Origin of the sequence: Leifsonia sp. Root1293, assembly GCF_001425325.1 — a bacterium.
Lineage (GTDB): Bacteria > Actinomycetota > Actinomycetes > Actinomycetales > Microbacteriaceae > Orlajensenia.
Window position 1 is genome coordinate 381,245 of the sequence record NZ_LMEH01000002.1, and the last position, 23,967, is coordinate 405,211.

Consider the following 23,967-nt stretch of genomic DNA (forward strand, 5'->3'; position numbering starts at 1 on the left):
CCGGCGCATGCGGCCGGTGCTTCCTCAGTTCAGCGGACGCAGGTCGGTCGGCAGCGTGCCGCCGTCGTAGAGCGCGCTCGCGAGGTCCTGGAGGTCCCCGAGCACTGCGCGCTGGCTGTACGGGCCGTACGAGATGCGAGCGACACCGAGCTCGGCCAGGCGTGCCGGAGCCGGCAGGTCCGGCAGCCCGATCACGCTGAGGCGGCGCTCGCCGAGGCCGGAGACGAGCTGTCGCACGACGTCTTCGCCGAAGTTGCCGGGAACGAAGACGCAGGTGGCGCCCTCGTCGAGGTAGGCGCGACCGCGCTCGATCGCATCGGCGATGTTCTCGGCGAGCGGGCGGTGCCCGCCGCGAAGGAAGGCGTCGGTTCTCGCGTTGATGGCGAACGGCACGCCGGCGTTCTCGCCGGCAGTGACGGCTGCGGCCACGGCGGCTGCGGCATCCGTCAGCGGCTTCAGCTCGTCTTCGAGGTTGGCGCCTGCGATGCCGAGGTCGATGGCCCGCCGGACGGTGTCGCCGGCGTCGCCATACCCGGCCTCGAGGTCGGCGGTGACGGGCACGTCGACGGATGCCGCGATGCGGCCGACCATGTCGAGCATGAGGTCGCGGGGGATCACCTCGCCGTCGGGGTAGCCGAACGTGGCGGCGATGGAGTGACTCGCCGTGGCCAGGGCGCGGGTCTGGGGGAGAGCGGCGACGGCGCGGGCGGTGACGACGTCCCAGACGTTGACGACGCTGAGCAGCTCGGGGGCTTCGTGCAGACGGCGGAGTTCGGTGGCTTTCGAGGCGGTGTTCGAGGTCATGCGTTCAGCGTATGGCGGCCTGGGGACGTCGTCCGGCGGGCATCGGACATGACCGGCGCACCGCTCGAAGCGCATCCGGGCGCGCTTCGACCGCGGACTTCGTCCGGGCCTCAGCGAGCGGGGTCTGACGGGGCCCTGAGGCCCACTGCCGGGAGGATGACGCCGTCGATGAGCGCGAGCAGGAACTCCCGATCGACGGGCTTCTGCTCGATGAGCACGCGGTACGAGGCCATGGAGGGGCTGAGCAGCGCGAGCGTCTCCACGTCGCAGTCCTCCGAGATCTCGCCGCGCGCGATGGCGCGGTTCAGGAAGGTCCTGTTGACCGAGACCCGCGGTTCGACGATGGCCGCGTTCACGGCCTCGGAGAGACCGGGGTCCCGCGAGATCATCGACACCAGGCCGGCCATGATCTGCAGCTTCTTCTCGGCGTCCTCGATCGAACGCGGCTTGATCATGGCGACCAGGTCGCCGCGCAGGGTGCCAGTGTCCGGCAGGTGCTCCACGTCGAGATCGTTGCGTTTCATGCAGGCGACGGCGTCGACGACGAGTTCCGCCTTGGACGACCAGCGCCGGTAGACGGTGGCCTTGCCCGCCTTCGCCCTGGCGGCGACCATGTCGATCGTCATGCCGTCGTATCCCGTCTCGGCGAGCACGTCGAGGGCGGCGTCGAGGATCTCGGGGTCGCGGGTGTGGTCGCGCTTGCGGCCGAGCTTCGTGGGGGCGGCAGGGTTGTCGAGCTGCGTCATTGCGGCGGTGACCCCTTTCTTCGCGGACGACGGATGCCGTCGCGAGCGTCGTGACAGCGACCTCGGTGACTGCCATGTTACCCGGAGGTAAATTCAGAACGGATTAGATCCGAAACTCAACAGTACCGCATATAGTGTCCTTCATGTCCTCGAATACCTCAGTTCCCGTGGCGCCTTCAGCCGCCGCGTCTGGGGCCGCATCCGGCTCCTCCGACCACCCGTCCCGCCGCTGGTGGACTCTCTCGGTCGTCGCCATCGCCCAGCTCATGGTGGTGCTCGACTCCACGGTGGTGAACATCGCCCTCCCCGCGGCCCAGGCCGACCTCGGCTTCTCCGACGCCGACCGCCAGTGGGTCATCACGGCGTACTCGCTCGCCTTCGGCAGCCTGCTCCTGTTGGGCGGCCGCCTCTCCGACCTGATGGGCCGCAAACGCACCTTCATCATCGGCCTGATCGGCTTCGCCGTGGCCTCGGCCCTGGGTGGAGCCGCCGACACCTTCGGACTGCTCGTCGGCGCCCGTGCGCTGCAGGGTGCGTTCGGAGCACTGCTGGCTCCGACAGCGCTCGCCGTGCTCACGACGACGTTCACCATCCCGAAGGAACGCGCGCGTGCCTTCGGCGTGTTCGGCGCCATCGCCGGAGCGGGGGGAGCCGTCGGTCTCCTCCTCGGCGGTGTGCTCACCGAGAACTTCAACTGGCGCTGGAACCTCTACATCAATGTCTTCATCGCGATCGTCGCGGTCATCGGCGCCATGATCTTCGTCGTCAACGCGAAGCGCGTCGGCCCGCGTCCGAAGCTCGACGTTCCGGGCACCATCCTGGTCTCGGCCGCCCTGTTCTCGCTGGTCTACGGCTTCTCCAACGCCGAGTCGGACGGCTGGGAGTCGCCACTCACCTGGGGGTACCTGGCCGCATCCGTGATCCTGCTCGTGGTCTTCGTGCTCTGGCAGATGCGTGCCAAGCACCCGCTGCTGCCGCTGTCGATCGTGCTCGACCGCAACAGGGGCGCTGCCTACAGCTCGGTGCTGATCGCCGGTGCCGGCATGTTCGGCATCTTCCTGTTCGTGACGTACTACCTGCAGGCGTCGCTCGGGTACTCGCCCATCCAGACCGGCCTGTCGTTCCTGCCGATGATCGCGATGCTGGTGCTCGCCGCGCAGCTCTCGACCAACATCTTCGTGCCGCGCTTCGGACCGAAGCTCATGGTGCCTTTCGGCATGGCCCTGGGCGCGATCGGCATGGTCTACCTCACGCATCTCGACCTCGACAGCACCTACGCGGCCGACGTGCTGCCGCCTCTGCTCATCCTCGGGTTCGCGATGGGATCGATCATGCCGGCCTCGATGCAGACCGCCACCCTCGGCGTCGACCGCGAGTTCGCCGGAGTGGCCTCGGCCATGGTGAACACCAGCCAGCAGGTCGGCGGATCGATCGGCACGGCCCTGCTCAACACCTTGGCGGCGACCGCAGCGGCCGACTACCTGGCAGCACACCTGCCGACGACGGCCGAGATCGCGGCGGATGCCGCCGTGCACAGCTACGCCGCGGCGTACTGGTGGGGCGCCGGGTTCTTCACCTTCGGAGCCATCCTCTCGGCGCTGCTGTTCAAGCGCCGCGCGCACTCGGCGCTCTCGTCGAACCACGCGCCGGCGTCAGCGGACGCTGAGCCCGTGCTCGCGCACTAGGCGGCACCCGCCCGTCGACGGCTCGCCCGAAGCACGCCTCACTCGCCACCTGTGGCCGCTCCGCCCGGCGGGCAACGGCCACAGGTGGCGAGCCAGCTTTGGGCGGGCGGCCACGACGGACGAGCAGACCGCCCTTAGGCCACCAGCTCGCGCAGCGCCTCGAGCAGGCGATCGATCTCGTCGGCTGTCGTGTAGGGGGCGAGGCCGATCCGCAGCCCGCCGGCGTCGCCCAGGCCCAGCAGCCGGCTGGCCTCGAGGGCGTAGAAGTTGCTGGCCGGCGCGAGGATCCCCCGCTCGTTCAGGGCGCGGTACATGGCGGATGCTGCACGCTCTCCCGTCGGGTCGTCGGCAGTGATGAGCACCGTGGGCGTGCGGTGCCCTGCCCGCGACCACACCGTCACGGGCAGGGTCGCCAGCCCGTCCTCGAGCCGCGTGAGCAGGGCCTTCTCGTGCTGCTCGAGGGCTGCGAACGACGTCGTCAGACGCTCACGCCGGGTTCCGGACGCGTCGGCGTCGAGCGAGGCGAGCACGTCGACGGCCTCGGTGACTCCGGCCATGATCTCGTAGGGCAGCGTTCCGAATTCGAACCTCTCGGGAACCGCATCCGTCGACGGCAGCAGCTTGTCGGGTTGGCTGGTGGCCAGCAGCTCGGGCGACGCCGCCAGCACGCCGCAATGCGGTCCCAGGAACTTGTACGGCGAGCACATCACGAAATCGGCGCCGAGAGCCTCGAGGTCGACGAGTTCGTGGGCGGCGTAGTGCACGGCGTCGACGTAGAGCAACGCCCCGGTCGCGTGCACCAGTGCTGCGATGGCGGCGATGTCGGGCATCGTGCCGATGAGGTTGGAGGCTGCCGTCACCGCCACGAGTCGCGTGCGGTCGCTCAGCACGGCGGCGATCGCACCCGGCGACAGCTCGCCGGTCTCGACCTCGAAGTCGACCCAGCGCACCGTGGCACCTGCCCGCTCGGCCGCCTGCACCCACGGGCGCACGTTCGAGTCGTGGTCGAGGCGCGTGACCACGACCTCGTCGCCGGGTCCCCAGCCCTGCGCCAGCGTGCGCGAGAAGTCGTAGCAGAGCGCGGTGGCGCTGCGTCCGTAAACGATTCCGCGCGGGTCGGCACCGAGCAGGTCGGCGCAGGCCTGCCTGAAGGCCAGCACCACGGCATCCGCAGTGCGCTCGGAATCGCCGACGACGCCGCGGTTCGACAGGGGACCGGTGAGTGTCCTGGCGATGGCCTCGCCGACGGATGCCGGTGTCTGCGTGCCGCCCGGCCCTTCGAAATGCGCCACCCCGTCGTCGAGCGAGGGGAAGAGCGAACGGATGCGATCGACGTCGTAGGCCATGGGAATCAGCCTAGGGTTCTGGCCCGGCGCGACGGGGAGGCGGGGGAACGGTCGCGTCGCCGTGCCCGCTCTGACCGGACGCCGAGGGAATAGCATGACGAAATGTCCACCGAGATCGTGGTCGAGCCGAGAGCCGCAGCCGGAGGGCGACGGCGATTCTCTGTGAGCTCGATGCTCGACGGGTTCTTCTTCATCTTCGCCGCGATCGCCGCCGTGTGGCTGGCCACGATCGTGTTCGGCGAGGGCTTCCAGTGGCGGTGGGCGTCTCTGGCGTACTTCATCGTGTTCTGGGTGCTGCTGGCCTACCTCGTTCTGCCCCGGCTCCACCGCATCCTCACGACCATTTACGTGCCCGACTACTTCATCGGCCGTGCCCGCACGAGCGACGGGCTGCTCGGAGATCCGGTGAATCTCGCCATGCTCGGCACCGAGGACGAGATCCACGCCGCCCTCGCCGCCGCAGGCTGGACTCGCGCCGACGACGTGACGGCTGCGTCGAGCCTGCGCATCATCTCGTCGACGATCACGCGTCGCTCCTACGACGAGGCCCCGGTGAGCCCGCTGTTCCTGTTCGGACGCCAGCAGGATTTCGCCTACCAGCAGGAGGTCGCCGGCAACCCGGCGAAGCGCCATCACGTGAGGTTCTGGCGTTGTCCTGACGACTGGCTGCTGCCCGGTGGGCGCCGCGTCGAGTGGCTGGCCGCGGGCACCTTCGACCGTGCCGTCGGGCTCTCACTCTTCACTCTGCAGGTCACGCACAAGATCGATGCCGACACCGACATCGAGCGCGACCACATCATCGACACCATCACCCGAGCCGTTCCCGGCGCGCGCCTCGATGTCATCAGGGACTTCTCGACCGGCTACCACTCGCGCAACGGCGGCGGCGACTCCATCACCACCGATGGCGACATGCCGATCGTCGACCTGCGATCTGCGCCGACGGATGCCGCCGGGGCCGCATCCGTCTCCCGGATGCCGGCTCAGCCCGCCTCGACCGCACGTCCGGGTGACAAGCGAGCGGCCTTCGAGAGCTCGCTCGACCTCGCCCTTCCCGTCACCACAGCGCCAGCGGCCAAGCGCCCGTCGACGATCACCATGGGCGCTGTGCTCATCGTGCTGCGCGTGATCGGCGGCTCGGCCTGGCTGCTGCAGCTGGCGACGGAGTGGGACGGCATCGTGGCCGGGTCGTCGTTGGACATCGACGGCATGGCTCCGGGCGAGGCGGCCGGTTTCCTGGACCTCGTGCTCTGGATCGTCGTGGGCGTCGGCATCCTGGTGCTCCTCGTCGAGTTGAGCGTCGTGCTGCTCGTCTACCGCGGGGTGAACTGGGCCCGCCTGTTCGTGCTCGTCGTCGCCGCCTTCGGCATCGTGGTGGCCGCCGTCGACGTGGCTGCCGGGGGAGAGGGCATCACGCTGCGCACCACGCTGGTGACGTTGTCACTCGACATCCTCATCCTGCTCGCGCTGTCGAGTCGCTCGGCGCGGGCGTACTCGCGGCGGGCGCGGGGGCGGGAACCGTTGGTCGAGTAGGCCGCGCGCGCACCGGTCTCGTTGGTCGAGTAGGCCGCGAGCGCAGCGAGCAGCCGTATCGAGACCTCGTTCGAGGGCGCCTCTCATCGGGCGCTGTCGCTGGCGGATCTCGATACGCGTCCGACTTCGTCGGGCGCTACTCGATCGGCGACGCGGCGCGTTCCGCCGCGTGGGCGTCGCAGTACACCGCGCCCACGGCGGCGCACGCCTCGCACACCACGAGCTGCTCGCGGCACGACGGATCGGTGCAGTTCTGCATCCGTTTGGTCGCCGTTCCGTCGACGACGCAGTGGCCGATCACGGCGGCGTGATCGCTGAAGTCGACTGATCCGCGCTTGTCGAAGACGTAGAGCGACCCCTCCCACAGGCCGTCGTCTCCGCGTGCCTCCCCGTAGCGGACGATTCCGCCGTCGAGCTGGTACACCTCACCGAAGCCGCGGCTCACCATGAGGCTGGAGAGCACCTCGCAGCGGATGCCTCCGGTGCAGTAGGTGACGACCGGGCGGCCCTTGAGGTCGTCGTACTTGCCGCTGTCGAGTTCGGCGACGAAGTCCGCCGTGGTGGCGACATCCGGAACCACCGCATTCGCGAAGCGACCGATCTCGGCCTCGAAGGCGTTGCGGCCGTCGAAGAAGACGACGTCCTCTCCCCGTTCGGCGACCAGCGCGTCGAGGGCGTCGGGATCGAGGTGGGTGCCGCCGCCGACGACGCCGTGCTCATCGACCCGCAGCTCACCGGGAGCGCCGAACGAGACCAGCTCGTCGCGCACCTTCACGCTGAGCTTCGGGAAGTCGATGCTGAAGCCGTCGTCGTCGAGCCCCCTGCCCTCGCTCCACTTCACGTCGAGGTGCTTGAAGGCGGGGTAGTCGCGGGTCTTGCGCAGGTAGCGCTTGACGGCCCTGATCTCGCCGCCCACAGTGCCGTTGATGCCGTCCTTCGAGAGGATGATGCGGCCGCGCAGGCCCAGCAGCTCGGCCAGGTCGCGCTGCCAGAGGCGCACAGCGTCGGGGTCGGCCAAGGGCGTGAACGCATAGAAGAGCAGGATCTTGGCGGTGGCCATCCGTCCATTCTGCCCGGTCGCGCAGCCCATTCTGCCCGGTCGCGCAGCGCGGGCCTGTGTATCGGGTGCACGTTCGGTCCCTGGCCCGGCAAGCCCTTGCGGGCCGACGGATGCGGTGGTTGCGTTGCAGGTGCGGCATCCGGTCGGCAATCGGCTCGACGGGACCCGAGGCCGCGTCGAGGGAGACCGATGTTCAACTACGACCCCTATGCCGAGCTCGCCACATTGCGCGACTTCGCACCGCTCACGCTCACGAGCGACGACCTCGCGCCGGGCGCAGCGCTCGCCACTGCGCAGTGGGACCGGGGGATGGGTGGCTCCGACATCTCGCCCCAGCTGTCGTGGAGTGGTGCGCCCGCCGAGACGCAGAGCTACGCGGTGTCGATCTTCGACCCGGACGCGCCCACCGGCTCGGGCTTCTGGCACTGGGCGGTCTATGACATCCCGGCATCCGTCACCTCACTGGAGAGCGGGGCGGGGTCGCCCGGAAGCGAGCACCTCCCTGCCGGAGCGATCACGCTGCCGAACGAGAAGCGCCTCACCTCGTACAGCGGCGCTGCTCCGCCTCCGGGCACAGGGACGCACCGCTACTTCATCGTCGTGACGGCGCTCGACGTCGCACACCTCGACATCCCCGACGGCGCGACCCCGGCCGTGCTCGGGTTCAACGCCCACTTCCACGGTCTCGCCCGCGGCATCCTGGTGGGAACCGCGTCGAGCGACTGAGGCCGCCCACCCCGCTGATCGAGGCGCGCCCGAGCGACTGCACCCCCCACTCCGCTGATCGAGTAGCGCCCGAGCGCCCCCCACCTTCCGCTGATCGAGTAGCGCCCGAGCGCCCCCCACCTTCCGCTGATCGAGTAGCGCCCGAGCGCAGCGAGGACGCGTATCGAGATCCATCACAATGCGCCCGATCGTCGCCCCGGCGGCCAACAGCGATCGCCGCCGAAGCGCGACAGTCTGGCGCCGGGCGTCGGCTCAGTGCTTGTTGCCGCTCAGCGCCAGCACGCCGCCGAGGCCGATCATCATGGCGCCGCCGGTGGCGGAGAGCGTCGAGATGCGCTTCGGAGACTTGGCGAACCAGTCGCGGGCCGTGCCGGCGGCGAGCGCCCAGATACTGTCGCAGCAGAGCGCCAGCACGACGAACACCGCACCGAGCTCGGCCATCTGCAGCGGAACGAAGCCGAGCGTGTAGTCGACGAACTGCGGAAGCACGGCCACGAAGAACGCGATCGTCTTGGGGTTCGTCACACCGACGACGAAGCCCTCGCTGAGCAGGCGCCACGGCGAGCGGGGTGCGACATCGCCGGTCGCCGCGGCCGCGGCGTCATGACGATGCCGGATGGCCTGCACGCCGAGGTAGACGAGGTAGGCGGCACCGGCGAGCTTCACGACGGTGAAGATGGCCACCGACTGCGCCACGAGCGCACCGACTCCCAGCGCGACGGCCACCACGAGGGGCAGCATCCCGAGCGCGTTCCCGACCACGCTGAGGAACCCGCCCAGCTTGCCCAGGGCGAGCGACCGGCCGATGACGAACAGCACGCTCGGTCCCGGGATGACGATGAGCACCACCGACGCCAGCACGAAGGCCAGCAGGTTCGAGGTGGGGATCACCCGTCGATCGTAGCGCCGCAGGCCGCCGGCGGCTCCCGTCAGCCCACCGCGATCTGAAGGCGATTTCCCCGCCATGTGAAGGCAACCGCGCGCCGGCTCCCCTGTTGCCGGGGAACGGGTCGCGACGGTGCCTTCAGACGACGCCTTCATGCGGGTGCTCTAGCGTGGCATCCGTGACCGAGACGACGAGCCAGACCCCGAGCGAGCCGCAGACCGAGCCCGAGGTGCTCACCTCCGTCACCGACGGCGTGGGCCGGATCACCCTCAACCGGCCGCGCGCCATCAATGCCCTGAGCTACGCGATGGTCGGCATCATCACCGCGAGCCTCGAGGTCTGGCGCTCCGATCCCGAGGTGGCGATGGTCGTGCTCGATGGAGCAGGCGACCGCGGGTTCTGCGCCGGTGGCGACGTCCGGGCGCTGTGGGACAACGCGACGGCCGGAAGCAACGCCGATTCGCGCACCTTCTTCCGTGATGAGTACCGCCTCAACGCGATGATCGCCCGGTATCCGAAGCCCGTGGTCGCGCTGATGGACGGCATCACCATGGGCGGCGGCATCGGACTCGCCGGTCATGCCTCGATCCGCATCGTCACCGAGCGCTCGACGCTGGCGATGCCGGAGACCCGCATCGGATTCAGCCCCGACGTCGGGGGCACCTGGCTGCTCGGTCGTGCCCCCGGCGAACTCGGAACCCACCTCGGCCTCACCGCCGCCACCATGGGCCCGGCCGACGCCATCGCCGCCGGGTTCGCCGACTACCTCGTGCCGAGCGAGTCGCTCCCGCACCTGATGCAGGCGCTCCGGGAACGGGCGGACCCCGGATCACCGCCCGAGATCGTGCTGCTCTTCGACGAGACGCCCGGGGCATCCGAGCTGGAGGCGCAGCGCGGCTGGATCGACGCCTGCTACTCGGCTCCGACGGTGGCGGACATCATCCATCGCCTGCGCGAGAGGCCGGAGCCAGAAGCGGCCCGCGCCGCCGACGACCTCTCGACCCTCTCACCGACGGGGCTCACGGCGACTCTCGCCGGCATCCGTTCCGCGCGGGCCGCGTCGAACCTCGAGCAGGCCCTGGAGAGCGAGTACCGTGCCGTCGCCTGGCTCATCGAGCAGCCCGACCTGCGGGAGGGCATCCGCGCCCAGGTCGTCGACAAGGACCGCTCGCCGCGGTGGAATCCGGCCACCATCGACGACATCGACACGGATGCCGTTCTCGCGGCCATCGCGCAGGATCCGGCCGAGCCGCTCTGGAGCTGATCGGCCGGGACATCGTTCGCGGGGCGGACCGGCGCGGCCGGACTGCGGTGCGGCATCCGTCAACCCCCCTGACTGAAACCGCTCCCGGATATGCCGCCGACGGCTTGTCGGATACCGTGGGAGCGTGAAGACCCATGAACTCCGCGTGCACCGTAGCGACGAGAACCTGACCACAGACGGTCAACTCGCCTGGCAGTTGGCCGGTGTCGCCGTCGACTCCGTGCCCGTGACAGACGAGGTCACCGAGATGGTGATCAACCGCGTGATCGACAATGCAGCCGTCGCGGTCGCCTCGCTCACACGCGCCCCAGTCACCAGTGCTCGAAGCCAGGCGTTGACCCACCCGGTCTCGGTCGGCGGTCAGGGCTCGACGGTGTTCGGCGTCGATGCGGGGCGTCGCACCTCGCCCGAGTGGGCCGCCTGGGCCAACGGCGTGGCCGTGCGCGAGCTCGACTACCACGACACCTTCCTCGCCGCGGAGTACTCGCACCCCGGCGACAACATCCCTCCGATCGTCGCTGTCGCCCAGCACCTCGCTGCCGCCCGTGGGCTCACGGGATCCGACGTCGTGCGCGGCATCGCCACGGGCTACGAACTGCAGATCGACCTGGCCAAGGCCATCAGCCTGCACCAGTTCAAGATCGACCACGTCGCGCACCTGGGCCCGTCGGCCGCAGCCGGCATCGGTACCCTCCTCGGTCTCGACCAGGAGACGATCTACCAGGCCATCGGCCAGGCCCTGCACACCACGACGGCCACGCGGCAGTCCAGGAAGGGCGCCATCTCCACCTGGAAGGCGCACGCGCCGGCCTTCGCGGGCAAGATGGCGGTCGAGGCCGTCGACCGTGCGATGCGCGGCGAGACCAGCCCGTCGCCCATCTACGAGGGCGAGGACGGCGTGATCGCCTGGCTCCTCGGAGGAACCGATGCGCGCTACTCCGTCGAGATCCCCGAAGAGGGCGAGGCCAAGCGCGCCATCCTGGACAGCTACACGAAGGAGCACTCCGCGGAGTACCAGGCCCAGGCCTGGATCGACCTGGCCCGCAAGCTGCACAACGAGTACCCGCTGCTGCTCGACGACGTCGAGAGCATCGACCGCATCGTCATCCACACCTCCCACCACACGCACTACGTGATCGGCTCCGGGGCCAACGACCCGCAGAAGTACGACCCGTCGGCGTCGCGCGAGACCCTCGACCACTCGATCCCGTACATCTTCGCGGTCGCCCTGCAGGACGGCACGTGGCACCACGTCGACTCCTACTCGCCAGCACGGGCCAATCGCCCCGACACCGTCGCCCTGTGGAACAAGATCACCACGGTCGAGGACGAGGAGTGGACGCGCCGCTACCACTCGCTCGACATGAACGAGAAGGCGTTCGGCGGTCGGGTCGAGATCGTCCTGGCCGACGGCAACACGATCACCGACGAGATCGCGGTGGCGGATGCGCACCCTCTGGGCGCTCGTCCGTTCGGTCGGGCGGAGTACGTGCAGAAGTTCCGCACTCTCGCCGACTTCGTGCTCGAGGAGACGGAGATCGAGCGCTTCCTGGCGCTCGTGCAGCGCCTGCCGGAACTGACGTCCGATGAGCTCGTGGGCCTCACGGTCACGGCGGCCCCTGGAGTGCTGGCCTCGGTCGAGAGCCCGCAGGGACTGTTCTAACCCTTCACCCCGACCTCTCCACCCCAACGCCGAGTCGCCCATAGTGGTCGCTATGCGGCCGCGCCGGGCGCCGAATCGCGACACATTCGGGCGACTCGGTGTGCGGCGAGCGGAAAGTAGGGTGGAGGCATGCTCTACGCCCAGAAGACCCCGGCCGACAAGCGCGCCGATTTCCGATCGGCCCTCGCATCAGGCGAGCTCCTCAGACTGCCGGGCGCCTTCAACCCGCTGAGCGCCCGCCTCATCGAGCAGAAGGGCTTCGAGGGCGTCTACATCTCGGGCGCCGTGCTCTCAGCCGATCTCGGCCTGCCCGACATCGGCCTCACCACCCTCACCGAGGTGGCTGGACGTTCCAAGCAGATCGCCCGGATGACGGAGCTTCCCGCCATCGTCGACGCCGACACCGGGTTCGGTGAGCCCATGAACGTGGCGCGCACGGTGCAGGAGATGGAGGATGCCGGAGTCTCCGGCATGCACATCGAAGACCAGGTGAACCCCAAGAGGTGCGGTCACCTCGACGGCAAGCAGGTCGTCGACGAGCACACGGCCCTGCAGCGCATCCGTGCCGCCGTCGACGCGCGTCGAGACCCGAACTTCCTCATCATGGCACGCACCGACATCCGTGCCGTCGATGGACTCCAGGCCGCGATCGACCGGGCGAAGGCCCTTGTCGACGCGGGAGCCGACGCCATCTTCCCCGAGGCGATGGCCGACCTCTCCGAGTTCGAGGCCATGCGTGCGGCCGTCGACGTGCCGCTGCTCGCCAACATGACCGAGTTCGGCAAAAGCGAGCTGTTCACGACCCGGCAGCTCGCCGACGTCGGCATGAACATCGTCATCTGGCCGGTCTCGCTGCTGCGCCTCGCGATGGGAGCCACCATGGCCGGCCTCGATGAGCTGACGGATGCCGGCAACCTCACCGGCAAGCTCGGCGACATGCAGCACCGCGCCGAGCTGTACGAGCTCATCGACTACGAGGGCTACAACCACTTCGACAGCAGCATCTTCAATTTCCGCGTCGCGCGCTGAGGCTCGGCATCCGTTCGAGCAATCGAACGCGCGGGAAGTAGTCTGGGAGACCATGCCAGCGACGAAGGGGACGCCATGAGCGAAGCGCCGGAGATCTACAAGGGACTGGCGGGCGTGCCCGTCGACTACACCGCGATCTCGCGGGTGAACCCCGACACCAACACACTGCTCTACCGCGGCTATCCGGTGCAGGATCTTGCGGCCCAGCGTTCCTTCGAAGAGGTCGCCTGGCTGCTCTGGTACGGCGAGTTGCCGACGCCCGAGCAGCTCGACGCCTTCGTCGAGACCGAGCGCAGTGAGCGCGCCCTCGCGGCCAACGTGCGTCGCTGCATCGACGACCTGCCCGTGACGGCGCATCCGATGGACGTCGTCCGCACGGCCGTGAGCGTCATCGGGGCGGACGACCCGGATGCCGAGGACAACGATCCGGAGCAGAACCTGCGCAAGTCCAAGCTGCTGTTCGCGCAGCTGCCGGCCATCGTCGCCTACGACCAGCGCCGCCGCCAGGGCCTCCCGCTCATCGAACCGCGCGACGACCTCGATTACTCGCGCAACTTCCTGTGGATGACCTTCGGCGAGGAGGCTCCCGAAGACGTCGTGACAGCCTTCCGAGTGAGCATGGTGCTCTACGCCGAGCACTCCTTCAACGCCTCCACGTTCACCGCTCGCGTGGTCGCGTCCACCCTCTCCGACCTGTACTCCTCGGTGGTCGCCGCCATCGGAGCCCTCAAGGGCCCGCTGCACGGCGGTGCCAACGAGGCCGTGATGCGCACCTTCGGCGAGATCGGAAACCCCGACAACGTCGACGCCTGGCTCGAGGACGCCCTCGCCCGTAAGGCCAAGATCATGGGCTTCGGTCACCGTGTCTACAAGAACGGAGACTCTCGCGTCCCCACGATGCGCGCCTCGATGGTGGCGATGCTCGAGCACTACGACCGACCCGACCTTCTCGAGATGTACGAGAAGCTCGAGGCCGGCATGGGCGAGAAGAAGAACATCAAGCCCAACCTCGACTACCCCGCCGGCCCGACGTACCACGTCATGGGGTTCGAGACTGAGACGTTCACGCCGCTGTTCGTGGCCAGTCGCATCACCGGCTGGACCGCCCACGTGATGGAGCAGCTCGCGGCGAACGCGCTCATCCGTCCGCTCGCCGTCTACAACGGAGTCGACCAGCGCGAGCTGCCCGAGGCCTGAGGGTGTTCGAGCCGCGCCCTGTGGGATGCGTGCAACGCGGCCCGCGGCATCCGTTCCCCGCACTGTCGGCACCTGACAGCCGGTGTGACGGAGCGCGGTCGCGGCGCTAGCGTCGCAGCATGCACATGTTCTTCCGCACGCTCCTGCACTTCTGGCTGTCGCGCTTCGGCAAGCGCCTCGGGCACTACGACGTGGCGCGCACGAACTTCATCACGCTGCCGACCGACCTCGACATCCTGAAGCACATGAACAACGGCGTGTACCTGTCGATCATGGACGTCGCCCGCTTCGACATGCTCAAGCGCACGGGCGCGTGGAAGATCCTGCAGGACAAGGGCTGGTACCCGGTCGTGGTGTCCGAGACCATCAGCTTCCGCAAGTCGCTCACGCTCTGGCAGCGCTTCACGATCGAGTCGCGCGTGCTCGGCTTCGATGACAAGGCCGTCTTCGTCGAACAGCGTTTCGTGCGACCGGATGCCTCGGGCAAGCCCGAGGTCTACGCGAAGGGTTACATCCGCGGGCGCTTCCTACGCCGGACGGGTGGCGTCGTGCCCGTGGAGGAGCTCATTGAGGCGCTCGGCCACGTGCCAGACAGCGTGGTCGTGCCCGAGCGGTTGATCGAGTGGGGCGCCGGGGTGGCGCTGCCGGCCACCCGTGCCGAAGCCCCGTCGGAATGGGCCGACGCCTGACGGCGGTCGAACGGCAGTCAGTCGCTAGGTGCGGGCCTTCCGCGGCACCACGACCTCCTTGATGATCAGCAGGATGCCGGCGGCCACGGGAATGGCGACGAGGGCGCCGGGAAGTCCGGCGAGCGTTCCACCGGCGAGGGCCGCGATGAGCACGATCGACCCCGGAACCTGCACGGCCTTGCTCATGACCTTGGGGGTGAAGATGTAGGCCTCCACCTGCATGTAGATCAGCATCGCCACCAGCACCACGAGGGCTGAGAGTGGGGAGACGAACAGCGCCAGCACCGTCATGACCGCCGTCGTGAGCACGGTTCCGATCAGGGGGATGAGCGTGATGAAGAACGCCGCCGTGGCGATGACCAGTGCGAACGGCACCTGTGCGATCACCAGGATGATCAAGCTGAAGACAGCGTTCATGAACGCGAGCACCACCATGCCGCTCAGGTAGCGCCCGACGTTCTGCATGATGCGCTCGGCGTAGTCGACGACGCTCTCGCGATGCGACGCGGACACCAGCGAGTACACCGCCCGCTTCGAGACGTCGAGGGTGGCCGTGAAGTAGATGGTGAGGATGAAGATGAAGATGCCGCTCGAGATCCCGCTCGCCAGAGCGACGCCGAACGACAGCGCACCGCCACCCACCGTGGTCCAGAACTTGGGGTCGGCGATCAGGCCGGTGAGCCAGGTGTAGACAGTGCTGAGCACTCCACCCGACCCGTTCGAGGCGTCCTTGAACCACTGCTGCGACTGCAGATCGGCCAGCATCTTCGGTGCGTCCTGCACGAACTGGGCCGCCTGCCCGATCACCAGCGGGAGCACGAGCCAGAGCAGCCCGACGATCACCAGCACGAACAGGATGATGACGGTCACGATGGCGGCACCGCGCGGCATCCCGTGCTTCTCGAACCAGCGCACCAGCGGGTCGAGCCCGAGGGTGACGAAGACGGCGGCGAAGACCGAGAAGATGACGCTGGAGATGCTCGATGCCGCCCACGCGAGGGCGAGCGCCAGCAGCACGCCGAGAGTGGCGACGAACGCCCACTGGAACGGCTTGTTCGCGATCAGGCTCGTGGCGCTCGCGACGGTCTTGTCACGTCGGGCTCTCTGCTGCAGGTTGGTCACGGCGCAAGCATAGTGACAGGGGTATCCGCGCCAGCTCAGGCCGAGGGCACCACCAGGTCGCGGTAGTACTCGGAGTGCGCCGGGTAGTAGTGCTCCCACTGGGGGAGGGGGAGGTTCTCCCGCGCCGCGATGAGGCGGTCGAGGTAGTAGTCCCAGCCCGGCCCCATCGTGGCGGCATCCGTCGACGCGTGCATGCGTTGTCCGAGAGTGAGCGTGGTTCGCCCGCCGGCCTCCCGCAGGTGGCAGAAGACGTGCCACATGTCATCGCCGGTACCGACCTCGGCGAGGAAGCGGTGGGGAGGGTCGCACTCCCGGATGGTGGTGTACTCCCACTCCGCATCGGGCTCGGCCGACATCAGGAATCGCACGGCACCGGTCGACGGGTTGCCGGTGTAGGTGCCGATCCACTTCTGCATGAAGACCGGGTTCGTGAGGCTGTACCAGACGTCTTCGATCGGAGCGGTGAACAGCCTGTCGATCAGAAGGTAGAGGCCGTCGGGTCGGTGGGCGAGACGCCCTGTTGGTCGCACTGACATGGATACCTCCGTGGCAACATCGCCTGCGATTGTCAGCGTACGCCGGATGCCGCCGGGCGGGTAGTGGCGACGGGGCATGTTCGGGTGTCCGGCCGCGGCGCGACACACTCCCCACGCGGCGTGCGGTGGTGCCCTAGAGTGGCGGCATGAGCAGCAAGTCAAAGACCCCGGCCCAGGCCGATTCGCACCAGTCCGGGAGCGGCGTGTTCTTGTCGAGCGACCGTTCCTCCGCGGGCGCCTGGCTCGCGGGACTCATCGTGCTCGTCTTCGTGGCGGTGCCGATCTCGGCGTCGCTCGCGTTCGCGACGAACCCGAACACCCAGCAGCTGTTCGCCGGGCGTCTGTCGGATGCGACGACGGGTGGCTACCAGGCGTTCTGGTGGATCATCACCCTGCTGCTCGTCGCGCTGCCGTTCCTCGTCGGCTTCGGCATCTCGCACCTCTCGAGCCGCGCTCTCGCAATCGTCGCAGCCGCCGTCGCGATCCTCGTGATCGCCGCGGTCGTGCTGGGCCAGCTCTTCATCTTCTAGCCCTTCGGGTCGCTGAGGCCGGGACGAAGTCCGCGGTCGAAGCGCACACGGCGGCCGCTCGAACGCGCGTCGGGCGGTGGCTTCGCTCGGCCCTCAGCGACCGGGACGTGGATGTGCCGCTCGCAGAATGCAGCGACGAAGCGTCAGCGCACTTCGCCCAGGAACGCGTCGACCTGCGCCGTGATCTCCTCGCGCACCTCGTCCGAGGTCGCGGTGGCCTCGCCGTCGCCCGGCTGCACGCCGTAGTCCCCGAAACTGGCGTGGTTGGCGCCCGCGATCTCGACGAACGTGGCATCCGACGGAAGCAGCGCGGCGGAATCCGCGATCTTCTCGGGGGTGGAGAGCCCGTCGTTCTGGCCGCCGAGGCTCAACACCGCCAGCGACGTCTCCGACAGGTCGTTGGCGCAGTAGCTGCCGAACAGGATGATGCCGCTCACGTCGGGGTCGTCGGCGAGCATGCAGGCCCGGACTCCTCCGAGGGAGTGCCCGCCAACGTACCAGGTCGAGACATCGGGGGCATCGGCTGTGAAGGCCGACAGCGGGCGGGTGTCGAAGAACGCGAGGTTGAGCGTGGGCTTGGTGATCACGACGGTCGTGCCATCGGCCACGATGCCCGAGAGCTTGTTCATGTAGGCGTACGGGTCGACCTTGGCGCCCGGGACGAACACGAGGCCATCACCGCTCGCCTCGCCGGTCGGTGTCATCACGATGGAGTGATCGGTCGAGGTGATGCTCACGCCCTCGTCGCTCCACGCGTCGATGGCGGCGGGACGCTCGCCCTGCATGACGATCTGCGTGTAGACCGCGAAGAGCACCACGATCAGCAGCAGAACCCCCACGATCCAGCCGGCGATCACCCGCAGGCGGTGCCCCAGCCCGCGGCCGCGTTCGCCGCGCACCTTCGGGCTGAGCGGAACGGATGCTTCAGTCTCGGTCGCGGTCATCGTGGGCCTCCCGGCTCGCAAGGATGTCGGGTGTGAAAGTCATCGCCAGTGCCTTGGTTACTGATAGTAGCCGCGCCCGACTGGCCGCTCATCGGGGGCTGCCGGTCGCTGAGGCCCGGACGAAGGCCGCGGTCGAAGCGTTCCCCCACCGTTGGTCGAGTAGCGCCGGACGAAGTCCGACGCGTTCCCCCACCGTTGGTCGAGTAGCGCCGGACGAAGTCCGACGCGTTCCCCCACCGTTGGTCGAGTAGCGCCGGACGAAGTCCGACGCGTATCGAGACCACATCGTCCCCGCTCCAGACGTGACGGTCGGGCGGAGTGGTCTCGATACGTGTCCTCGCTCCGCTCGGGCACTACTCGACCCGCGGTGGGCTTCTACTCCTCCAGCACCGCCATCGCCGCGTTGTGCCCGCCGATGCCGCTCACGGCGCCGCCGCGGCGTGCACCCGATCCGCACAGGAGGATGCGGGGATGCGCCGTGGCCACACCCCACCGCTCGGCCGCGGTGCTGCGCGGGTCGTCGTCCTCGAGGAACGGCCACGACAGCGGCCCGTGGAAGATGTTGCCGCCGGGCATGTTCACGGCCCGCTCGATGTCGAGGGTGGTCTTGGTCTCGATGCACGGCCGGCCGGCGGCATCCGTCATGATCACGTTCTCGATCGGCTCGGCCAGCACCGAGTTCAGCGATGCCAGCACGGCATCCTGCAGCCGCGCACGCAGTTCATCGTTGTTCTCCGGCGTGGTGAGCCGGTGTGGAACGTGCAGTCCGAACACCGTGAGGGTGTGCGCCCCGGACGCCGCCAGCTCGGGCGACAGGATCGACGGGTCGCTCAGGGAGTGGCAGTAGATCTCGCAAGGCAGCGGATGCGGGATATGCCCGCCGGATGCCGCCTCGAAGGCGGCGCCGAGCTGCGCGTACGACTCGTTGATGTGGAACGTGCCGCCGAACGCGGCCTCGGGTGAGACGCTCGCGTCGCGCAGCCGGGGCAGTCGACCGAGGAGGAGATTGACCTTCACCTGGGCGCCCTCGGGAGCGGGCAGGTCCGCGGTCGACTCGCCGAGCAAGCGTTGCAGCACGACGGGCGCCACATTCGCGAGCAGGCTCTCGCCGCGTACTTCGTGCTCGCCTCCGTCGAGGGTGTACCGCACGACTCCCTCAGGCGTGACGCCCGTCACGTCGGCGCCGGTCACGATTCGTGCTCCGGCCGCTCGCGCTGCCCGTTCGAGCTCACCGCTGACGGCACCCATGCCGCCGATCGGCACATCCCAGTCGCCGGTTCCGTTGCCGATCACGTGGTACAGGAAGCAGCGGTTGGCGTCGAGTGCAGGGTCGTCCAAGGCGGTGAAGGTGCCGATGAGCCCGTCGGTCGCGACGACTCCGCGCACCAGGTCATTCCCGAACCTGGCGGTGATCGCCTCGTCGAGGGGCCGCTCGAAGACCTGCTTCCACACCGTGTCATCGACGAGGCGCTGCGCCTCGGACCGGGTGGGGAGTGGCTCGAGCACCGTCGGAAAGAGCGCTCGTGCCACCGCCGCCGTGTCGGCATAGAACGAGTCCCACGCGGCGGCATCCTGCTCGGCCCCGATGGCTGCGAACGAGGCACGGGTGGCTTCGGCGTCGGCGTTGTCCACGAGCAGTCCCCGCTCCGGATGCTGCGGGTCCGGCGTGTAGGACGAGAAGCGGCGGCGCACCAGGGAGATGTCGAGCCCGAGCTCCTCGATGATGCGTGCAGGCAGCAGGCTCACCAGGTAGGAGTAGCGCGACAGCCGCGCATCGATCCCGGCGAACGCCTGTGCCGAGATGGCGGCGCCGCCCACGTGGTCGTCGCGCTCGAGCACGAGCACGCTGCGTCCTGCCTGGGCGAGGTAGGCCGCAGCGACGAGGCCGTTGTGGCCGCCTCCGATGATGACGACGTCGTGGGAGGCGGCGGGGGCGGAGTCAGTGGCAGTGCTGGCTGCGGCGTCGGAGCTCATGGATCGACCCTATGCGACCGGTCGACTGGCTGTGTTCCGACGACTCCGCGCTGGATGCCCGGACCCGACCGTGCCGGCAGCACCGGACAGCAGACTCTGCATGAAGAAGTATTACTTACCGGTCAGTAAGTGTTTCTGCTACATTGACGACGTCATCCCCCGTACGGGTGTGGATGACGTTCCACGAGATCCGGCACAGCGCAGTCGCCAGAGTCGTTCGGCGCATGGGCCCAGTTCAAAGGAGAACGTCCCCGTGAGAGTCCCATCCCCTGCCGCACAGGGCGCACCACCTCGCCGTGTGCGCGCGCTCGGCCTCGGCGCTACAGTGTTCGCGCTGGTGGCGAGCGGTGCCGTCGTCGCGACGCCCGCCTACGCCGGTCCGAGCACACCCGACTTCGGTCCGAACGTCACGATCTTCGACCCGAGCACGCCGGTCGACGAGATCAACGCCACCCTGGCGTCGTTCGCGAACGAGGCCGAGTTCAGCACGAACCGGCACGCCGCCTTCTTCAAGCCCGGTACCTACGGCAGTGCCGCAGGGGAGAACGACCCCTCCACGGCGACAGGAATCGTCAACGCCGAGGTGGGCTACTACACCTCGATCTCGGGTCTCGGCGCATCGCCGGAGGACGTGCGCATCAACGGCGCGCTTCACGTCGAACCGGTGCGCGCCTGCGAACCCAACCCCTGGGACTGCCAGTCACCGGGTTCCCTCACGCGCTTCTGGCGATCGCTCTCGAACATGAGCATCAACCCGATCCAGAGGCCCCTCGGCGTGGATGCCGAACGACCCTTCCCGAGCGGGGTGACCGATCCGCACCAGATGCGGTGGGCGGTCTCCCAGGCGGCACCTCTCCGCCGGATGAACATCGAGGGGTCCCTCACGCTGTTCGGCCGGGTCGGCGAGTACGCGAGCGGCGGCTACATGGCCAACACCGCCGTGTCGGGAACCGTGGTCAACGGGTCCCAGCAGCAGTGGTTCACCCGGGACAGCAACGTCGGCACCTGGGAGGGCGGCGTCTGGAACGTCACCTCGGTCGGTGTCGAGGGTGCTCATGCCGGGACTCCCGCCGGAACGGGGGATGCCGCGACCCCGCTGTACACGACTGTCGCCCAGACTCCGGTGACCCGCGAGTCGCCGTTCCTCTACCTCGACGGCGACGAGTACAAGGTGTTCGTGCCGAAGGCGAAGACCAACAGCTCGGGAATCGACTGGTCGACGGATGCAGCATCCGGAGACGCGATCGACATCGCCGACTTCTACATCGCCAAGACCGGAGACACGGCGGCGCAGATCAACGCCGCGCTCGCCGCGGGCAAGAACCTGCTCGTGACGCCCGGGGTCTACGCCCTGAGCGAGCCCATCACGGTCACGCGGGCCGACACGGTCGTGCTCGGCCTTGGCCTCGCGACCCTGGTGCCGACGAACGGCAACGCGGCGATCGACATCGCCGACGTGCCGGGAGTGAAGGTGGCCGGCCTCACGGTCGACGCGGGTGAGGTCAACTCGCCGGTGCTCGTCAAGGTCGGACCAGCCGGAGCCGGCGCCAGTGACCCCGCGAACCCCACGACGCTCAGCGACGTGTTCGTTCGCGTCGGCGGCGCGCACGTCGGTCGGGCGACGACGAGCATCGAGGTGAACAGCGACGACGTGCTGCTCGACCACATCTGGGCCTGGCGCGCGGATCACGGCGACGGCGTTGCCTGGGACTCGAACACCGGTGACCACGGAGTCGTCGTGAACGGCGACGACGTCACGGCCCTCGGCCTCTTCGTCGAGCACTACCAGAAGGCGCAGACCGTGTGGAACGGCAACGGCGGAACGACGCTCTTCTACCAGAGCGAGCTCCCGTACGATCCGCCGAGCCAGGCCGCCTGGTCCGACGGCGATCGCCTCGGATACGCCTCCTACCAGGTGGCACCGGACGTGACCTCGCACTCGGCATCCGGTCTCGGCGTCTACTCGTTCTTCAACCAGAACGTCGACATCCGCGTCGAGAGCGGAATCCAGGCGCCGAAATCGGCCGGGGTGACATTCACCAACATGGTGAGCGTGTTCCTCAACGGCTCGGGCGGCATCAACCACATCATCAACGACGCCGGACTGCCCGCCGTGGGGAGCTTCGCCTCACCGGGCCTGCTGTCCTATCCGCCCGCCGACACGCAGGCGCCGACGGTGTCGATCGCCGCGGCACCGGCCGCACCCGACGGATCGAACGGCTGGTACCGCGGCGGGGTCTCGCTCACCGTGACCGGAAGCGACGACTACACGCCGCTCAACCTGGAAGCGAACGTCGACGGCGCCGGCTGGAAGGCCGTCACCGGCCCGATCGCCATCGCCGACGGCACGCATTCCGTGCAGGCGCGGGCGACGGATGGCTCGGGCAACGTCTCGTCGGTCGCCACGTGGAGCGGCAAGGTCGACGGCGTTGCTCCGGTCGCGACGGTGGCGTTCGATGCGACGTCGCGAAAGGCATCCGTCACCGCGACCGACGGCTCGGGTTCTGGCGTCTCGGGCATCGAATACCGCCTGGGCGGTGGCGCCTGGCTGGCCTACACGGCGCCGGTCGCCGTGGGAGACGCCGCCACGACCTTCGGGTATCGGGCGACGGATGCAGCGGGCAACAGGTCGACCGACGGCTCGCTGTCTGTTCCCGCGAAGGTCGCGGGCAAGGTGCCGCTCGCCGTCGCCGCAGCCTCGCTGTGCATCAACGGCAAGGTGTCGGTGGCGGTCTACGCCCTGAACATCGGCAAGGCCAAGGCCGACATCCGCCTGACTACGCAGTGGGCTGACGCGAAGTTCACCAAGGTCGGCTTCGGCAAGGCCGTGTACAAGCTGTTCCCGACGGGCGCCAAGTCGGTGCCGAAGGGCACGGCGACCGTCGCCGGCTACACCTTCGTGAACGGCGTCGGCTCGTACTCGACATACACGCCGGGCTTTGCAGCCCTGAACTGCGGCCGCCGCTAGGCCGGCAGCTCGCGCAGCGCCGCCCACCGGGGTTCGGGTCCGGTGGGCGGCGCTGTGCGGGTGGGGGGCGGTCTCGATACGCGTGCTCGCTCCGCTCGCTCGCTACTCGACCAGCGGCTTATTCACCGCTGAGATCACGCGCAGCGAGCGGCTCATTCACCGCTGATCGAGTAGCGCCCGACGAAGTCGGACGCGTATCGAGATCACCCTCAACGCGCGGGCGTCACCAGCGCCACGGCCTGGGCCAGCGCCGCGCGGCATACCGCCACGGCCTCACGGTCGGCGCTCGAACGCCGCGCTGCCGTGAAGATGGTGCGGTGGGGGTCTGCAGGCAGGTCGACCAGCCGCACACTCGGCGCCTCTCCCGCCCACACGAGATCGGGCAGGAGTCCGACGGCGTTTCCCGAGCGGATCAGCCTGATGTGGGCCATGAGGTCGGCCGTCTCGAAGCGCACGTCCGGCTCGAAGCCGGCGGCGCGACAGAGTTGCATCGCCCACTCCCTCGAGGCCGTGCCGACGGGCTCCATCACCCACGCCCGCCCCTCGGTGATCTGCCGAAGCGCGTGATGCTGTGCAGAAGCATCGGGCAGCGCTGCGGCGGTCGCACCGCCCACCCCCAGACGGATCGCGTCCCCGCCCAGCACCACCCGGTCGAGGTCGGACCGGTGCGCTCGAGTGTGGCCCGGGTACTGCTCGGCGATCACGAGGTCGAAGTCGCGGGCCGACACCTCGAACAGGCCGGCATCGGGCTCACGCTCGGTCACCTCGACGCGCAGCTGCGGGTAGGCCTCACGCAGGATGGTCAGTGCTGCCGGCAGGATCGCGTGCGCCGCCGACTGGAAGACGGCCAGCCGCACCGTACCGCGCACCTCACCGAGCGACGACGCCACTTCGTCCTCGGCACGCTCGAGGATGTCGAGCACCTGCTCGGCGCGTGCGACGAGAAGCTCCGCCTGCGGAGTGAGGATCACCCGGCGGCCGGCCTTCTCGAGCAGTGGCACTCCGGCCTCGGCCTCGAGCAGGGACAACTGCTGCGACACCGACGACGGCGAGTACGCCAGAGCCTCGGCGACAGCAGCGAGGGTCCCGCGCAGCTTCACCTCGCGCAGCAGGCGCAGGCGTCTGACGTCCAGCATCCGTCACCTCCCGATTCATCAGCCAAACTAACGGATACTGGTGGGAAAGCTTCGCTTTACCCGAATGAACGGATGCCCGACACTGTGCTGAGAGAGCCTCTCCCGGTGGGTGCTCCCGCGAGAAAGAAC

The 23,967-nt window shown here is 68.8% G+C and carries 20 protein-coding genes; 10 read left to right on the top strand and 10 right to left on the bottom strand.

Annotated elements, in window-relative coordinates; genetic code table 11:
* Positions 1-24: 24 nt before the first annotated feature.
* Both ASC59_RS13665 and ASC59_RS13670 read right to left on the bottom strand, forming a co-directional pair.
* Positions 25-804, bottom strand: coding sequence for an isocitrate lyase/PEP mutase family protein (locus ASC59_RS13665; protein ID WP_055824157.1), 780 nt, complete (start codon positions 802-804; stop codon positions 25-27).
* A gap of 110 nt (positions 805-914) precedes the next feature.
* Positions 915-1,550: a TetR/AcrR family transcriptional regulator gene (locus tag ASC59_RS13670; RefSeq protein ID WP_055824159.1), complete on the bottom strand. Its 636-nt coding sequence runs from the start codon at positions 1,548-1,550 to the stop codon at positions 915-917.
* Positions 1,551-1,693: 143 nt separating this feature from the next.
* On the opposite strand from ASC59_RS13670, the gene ASC59_RS13675 reads away from it, so the two are divergent.
* Positions 1,694-3,235, top strand: a complete 1,542-nt coding sequence (locus ASC59_RS13675) for an MFS transporter (RefSeq protein WP_055825546.1) — start codon at positions 1,694-1,696, stop codon at positions 3,233-3,235.
* A 134-nt stretch (positions 3,236-3,369) separates the two neighbouring features.
* Here ASC59_RS13675 and ASC59_RS13680 read toward each other — a convergent pair whose 3' ends face one another.
* Entirely contained in the window at positions 3,370-4,581 is a 1,212-nt protein-coding gene (locus ASC59_RS13680; RefSeq protein ID WP_055824163.1) for a cysteine desulfurase-like protein, read from the bottom strand.
* Between the two features lie 102 nt (positions 4,582-4,683).
* Between ASC59_RS13680 and ASC59_RS13685 the strand changes: the two genes are divergently transcribed.
* The gene (locus ASC59_RS13685; RefSeq protein WP_055824164.1) at positions 4,684-6,114 is read left to right on the top strand and encodes an LssY C-terminal domain-containing protein; all 1,431 of its coding nucleotides are present in this window, start codon (positions 4,684-4,686) and stop codon (positions 6,112-6,114) included.
* Positions 6,115-6,250: 136 nt separating this feature from the next.
* Here the strand turns inward: ASC59_RS13685 and trhO are convergent, their stop codons facing one another.
* Positions 6,251-7,174 (bottom strand): oxygen-dependent tRNA uridine(34) hydroxylase TrhO, encoded by a 924-nt coding sequence (gene trhO, locus ASC59_RS13690; protein ID WP_055824167.1) that lies wholly within the window; start codon positions 7,172-7,174, stop codon positions 6,251-6,253.
* A 189-nt stretch (positions 7,175-7,363) separates the two neighbouring features.
* Here trhO and ASC59_RS13695 point away from each other — a divergent pair, with 189 nt between their 5' ends.
* The gene (locus ASC59_RS13695) at positions 7,364-7,900 is read left to right on the top strand and encodes a YbhB/YbcL family Raf kinase inhibitor-like protein (RefSeq protein ID WP_055824170.1); all 537 of its coding nucleotides are present in this window, start codon (positions 7,364-7,366) and stop codon (positions 7,898-7,900) included.
* 252 nt (positions 7,901-8,152) lie between these two features.
* On the opposite strand, the gene ASC59_RS13700 is transcribed toward ASC59_RS13695, so the two are convergent.
* Entirely contained in the window at positions 8,153-8,791 is a 639-nt protein-coding gene (locus ASC59_RS13700) for a LysE family translocator (RefSeq protein WP_055824173.1), read from the bottom strand.
* Between the two features lie 173 nt (positions 8,792-8,964).
* Here ASC59_RS13700 and ASC59_RS13705 point away from each other — a divergent pair, with 173 nt between their 5' ends.
* The 5 genes from ASC59_RS13705 to ASC59_RS13725 all read left to right on the top strand — a co-directional run bounded on the left by ASC59_RS13705 (position 8,965) and on the right by ASC59_RS13725 (position 14,628).
* Entirely contained in the window at positions 8,965-10,050 is a 1,086-nt protein-coding gene (locus ASC59_RS13705) for an enoyl-CoA hydratase/isomerase family protein (RefSeq protein WP_082513777.1), read from the top strand.
* 124 nt (positions 10,051-10,174) lie between these two features.
* Positions 10,175-11,713: an MmgE/PrpD family protein gene (locus ASC59_RS13710; RefSeq protein WP_055824176.1), complete on the top strand. Its 1,539-nt coding sequence runs from the start codon at positions 10,175-10,177 to the stop codon at positions 11,711-11,713.
* Between the two features lie 129 nt (positions 11,714-11,842).
* Positions 11,843-12,742, top strand: coding sequence for a methylisocitrate lyase (prpB, locus tag ASC59_RS13715; RefSeq protein ID WP_055824180.1), 900 nt, complete (start codon positions 11,843-11,845; stop codon positions 12,740-12,742).
* A 75-nt stretch (positions 12,743-12,817) separates the two neighbouring features.
* Positions 12,818-13,939 (top strand): bifunctional 2-methylcitrate synthase/citrate synthase, encoded by a 1,122-nt coding sequence (locus ASC59_RS13720; RefSeq protein ID WP_055824183.1) that lies wholly within the window; start codon positions 12,818-12,820, stop codon positions 13,937-13,939.
* A gap of 119 nt (positions 13,940-14,058) precedes the next feature.
* Entirely contained in the window at positions 14,059-14,628 is a 570-nt protein-coding gene (locus ASC59_RS13725) for an acyl-CoA thioesterase (RefSeq protein ID WP_055824188.1), read from the top strand.
* Between the two features lie 24 nt (positions 14,629-14,652).
* Here the strand turns inward: ASC59_RS13725 and ASC59_RS13730 are convergent, their stop codons facing one another.
* Together ASC59_RS13730 and ASC59_RS13735 are read right to left on the bottom strand one after the other, a co-directional pair.
* Positions 14,653-15,750 (bottom strand): AI-2E family transporter, encoded by a 1,098-nt coding sequence (locus ASC59_RS13730; RefSeq protein ID WP_055824192.1) that lies wholly within the window; start codon positions 15,748-15,750, stop codon positions 14,653-14,655.
* A 35-nt stretch (positions 15,751-15,785) separates the two neighbouring features.
* On the bottom strand, positions 15,786-16,286 hold the full coding sequence (locus ASC59_RS13735) for an SRPBCC domain-containing protein (protein WP_055824193.1): 501 nt from the start codon (positions 16,284-16,286) through the stop codon (positions 15,786-15,788).
* Between the two features lie 146 nt (positions 16,287-16,432).
* Between ASC59_RS13735 and ASC59_RS13740 the strand changes: the two genes are divergently transcribed.
* Entirely contained in the window at positions 16,433-16,816 is a 384-nt protein-coding gene (locus ASC59_RS13740) for a hypothetical protein (RefSeq protein ID WP_055824194.1), read from the top strand.
* Between the two features lie 143 nt (positions 16,817-16,959).
* On the opposite strand, the gene ASC59_RS13745 is transcribed toward ASC59_RS13740, so the two are convergent.
* Positions 16,960-17,760, bottom strand: coding sequence for an alpha/beta hydrolase (locus ASC59_RS13745; protein WP_082513691.1), 801 nt, complete (start codon positions 17,758-17,760; stop codon positions 16,960-16,962).
* Positions 17,761-18,135: 375 nt separating this feature from the next.
* Positions 18,136-19,734, bottom strand: coding sequence for a phytoene desaturase family protein (locus ASC59_RS13750; protein WP_055824195.1), 1,599 nt, complete (start codon positions 19,732-19,734; stop codon positions 18,136-18,138).
* 253 nt (positions 19,735-19,987) lie between these two features.
* On the opposite strand from ASC59_RS13750, the gene ASC59_RS13755 reads away from it, so the two are divergent.
* Entirely contained in the window at positions 19,988-22,702 is a 2,715-nt protein-coding gene (locus ASC59_RS13755; RefSeq protein WP_200942405.1) for an OmpL47-type beta-barrel domain-containing protein, read from the top strand.
* A gap of 209 nt (positions 22,703-22,911) precedes the next feature.
* On the opposite strand, the gene ASC59_RS13760 is transcribed toward ASC59_RS13755, so the two are convergent.
* Positions 22,912-23,838, bottom strand: a complete 927-nt coding sequence (locus ASC59_RS13760; RefSeq protein ID WP_055824196.1) for a LysR family transcriptional regulator — start codon at positions 23,836-23,838, stop codon at positions 22,912-22,914.
* Positions 23,839-23,967 lie beyond the last annotated feature (129 nt).

What these genes read in the sequence shown, in the direction of transcription:
- ASC59_RS13665 (WP_055824157.1), bottom strand. Translation starts at nt 804, where the DNA reads ATGACCTCGAACACCGCCTCGAAAGCCACCGAACTCCGCCGTCTGCAC.
- ASC59_RS13670 (WP_055824159.1), bottom strand. Translation starts at nt 1,550, where the DNA reads ATGACGCAGCTCGACAACCCTGCCGCCCCCACGAAGCTCGGCCGCAAG.
- ASC59_RS13675 (WP_055825546.1), top strand. Translation starts at nt 1,694, where the DNA reads ATGTCCTCGAATACCTCAGTTCCCGTGGCGCCTTCAGCCGCCGCGTCT.
- ASC59_RS13680 (WP_055824163.1), bottom strand. Translation starts at nt 4,581, where the DNA reads ATGGCCTACGACGTCGATCGCATCCGTTCGCTCTTCCCCTCGCTCGAC.
- ASC59_RS13685 (WP_055824164.1), top strand. Translation starts at nt 4,684, where the DNA reads ATGTCCACCGAGATCGTGGTCGAGCCGAGAGCCGCAGCCGGAGGGCGA.
- trhO (WP_055824167.1), bottom strand. Translation starts at nt 7,174, where the DNA reads ATGGCCACCGCCAAGATCCTGCTCTTCTATGCGTTCACGCCCTTGGCC.
- ASC59_RS13695 (WP_055824170.1), top strand. Translation starts at nt 7,364, where the DNA reads ATGTTCAACTACGACCCCTATGCCGAGCTCGCCACATTGCGCGACTTC.
- prpB (WP_055824180.1), top strand. Translation starts at nt 11,843, where the DNA reads ATGCTCTACGCCCAGAAGACCCCGGCCGACAAGCGCGCCGATTTCCGA.
- ASC59_RS13720 (WP_055824183.1), top strand. Translation starts at nt 12,818, where the DNA reads ATGAGCGAAGCGCCGGAGATCTACAAGGGACTGGCGGGCGTGCCCGTC.
- ASC59_RS13725 (WP_055824188.1), top strand. Translation starts at nt 14,059, where the DNA reads ATGCACATGTTCTTCCGCACGCTCCTGCACTTCTGGCTGTCGCGCTTC.
- ASC59_RS13735 (WP_055824193.1), bottom strand. Translation starts at nt 16,286, where the DNA reads ATGTCAGTGCGACCAACAGGGCGTCTCGCCCACCGACCCGACGGCCTC.
- ASC59_RS13740 (WP_055824194.1), top strand. Translation starts at nt 16,433, where the DNA reads ATGAGCAGCAAGTCAAAGACCCCGGCCCAGGCCGATTCGCACCAGTCC.
- ASC59_RS13745 (WP_082513691.1), bottom strand. Translation starts at nt 17,760, where the DNA reads ATGACCGCGACCGAGACTGAAGCATCCGTTCCGCTCAGCCCGAAGGTG.
- ASC59_RS13750 (WP_055824195.1), bottom strand. Translation starts at nt 19,734, where the DNA reads ATGAGCTCCGACGCCGCAGCCAGCACTGCCACTGACTCCGCCCCCGCC.
- ASC59_RS13760 (WP_055824196.1), bottom strand. Translation starts at nt 23,838, where the DNA reads ATGCTGGACGTCAGACGCCTGCGCCTGCTGCGCGAGGTGAAGCTGCGC.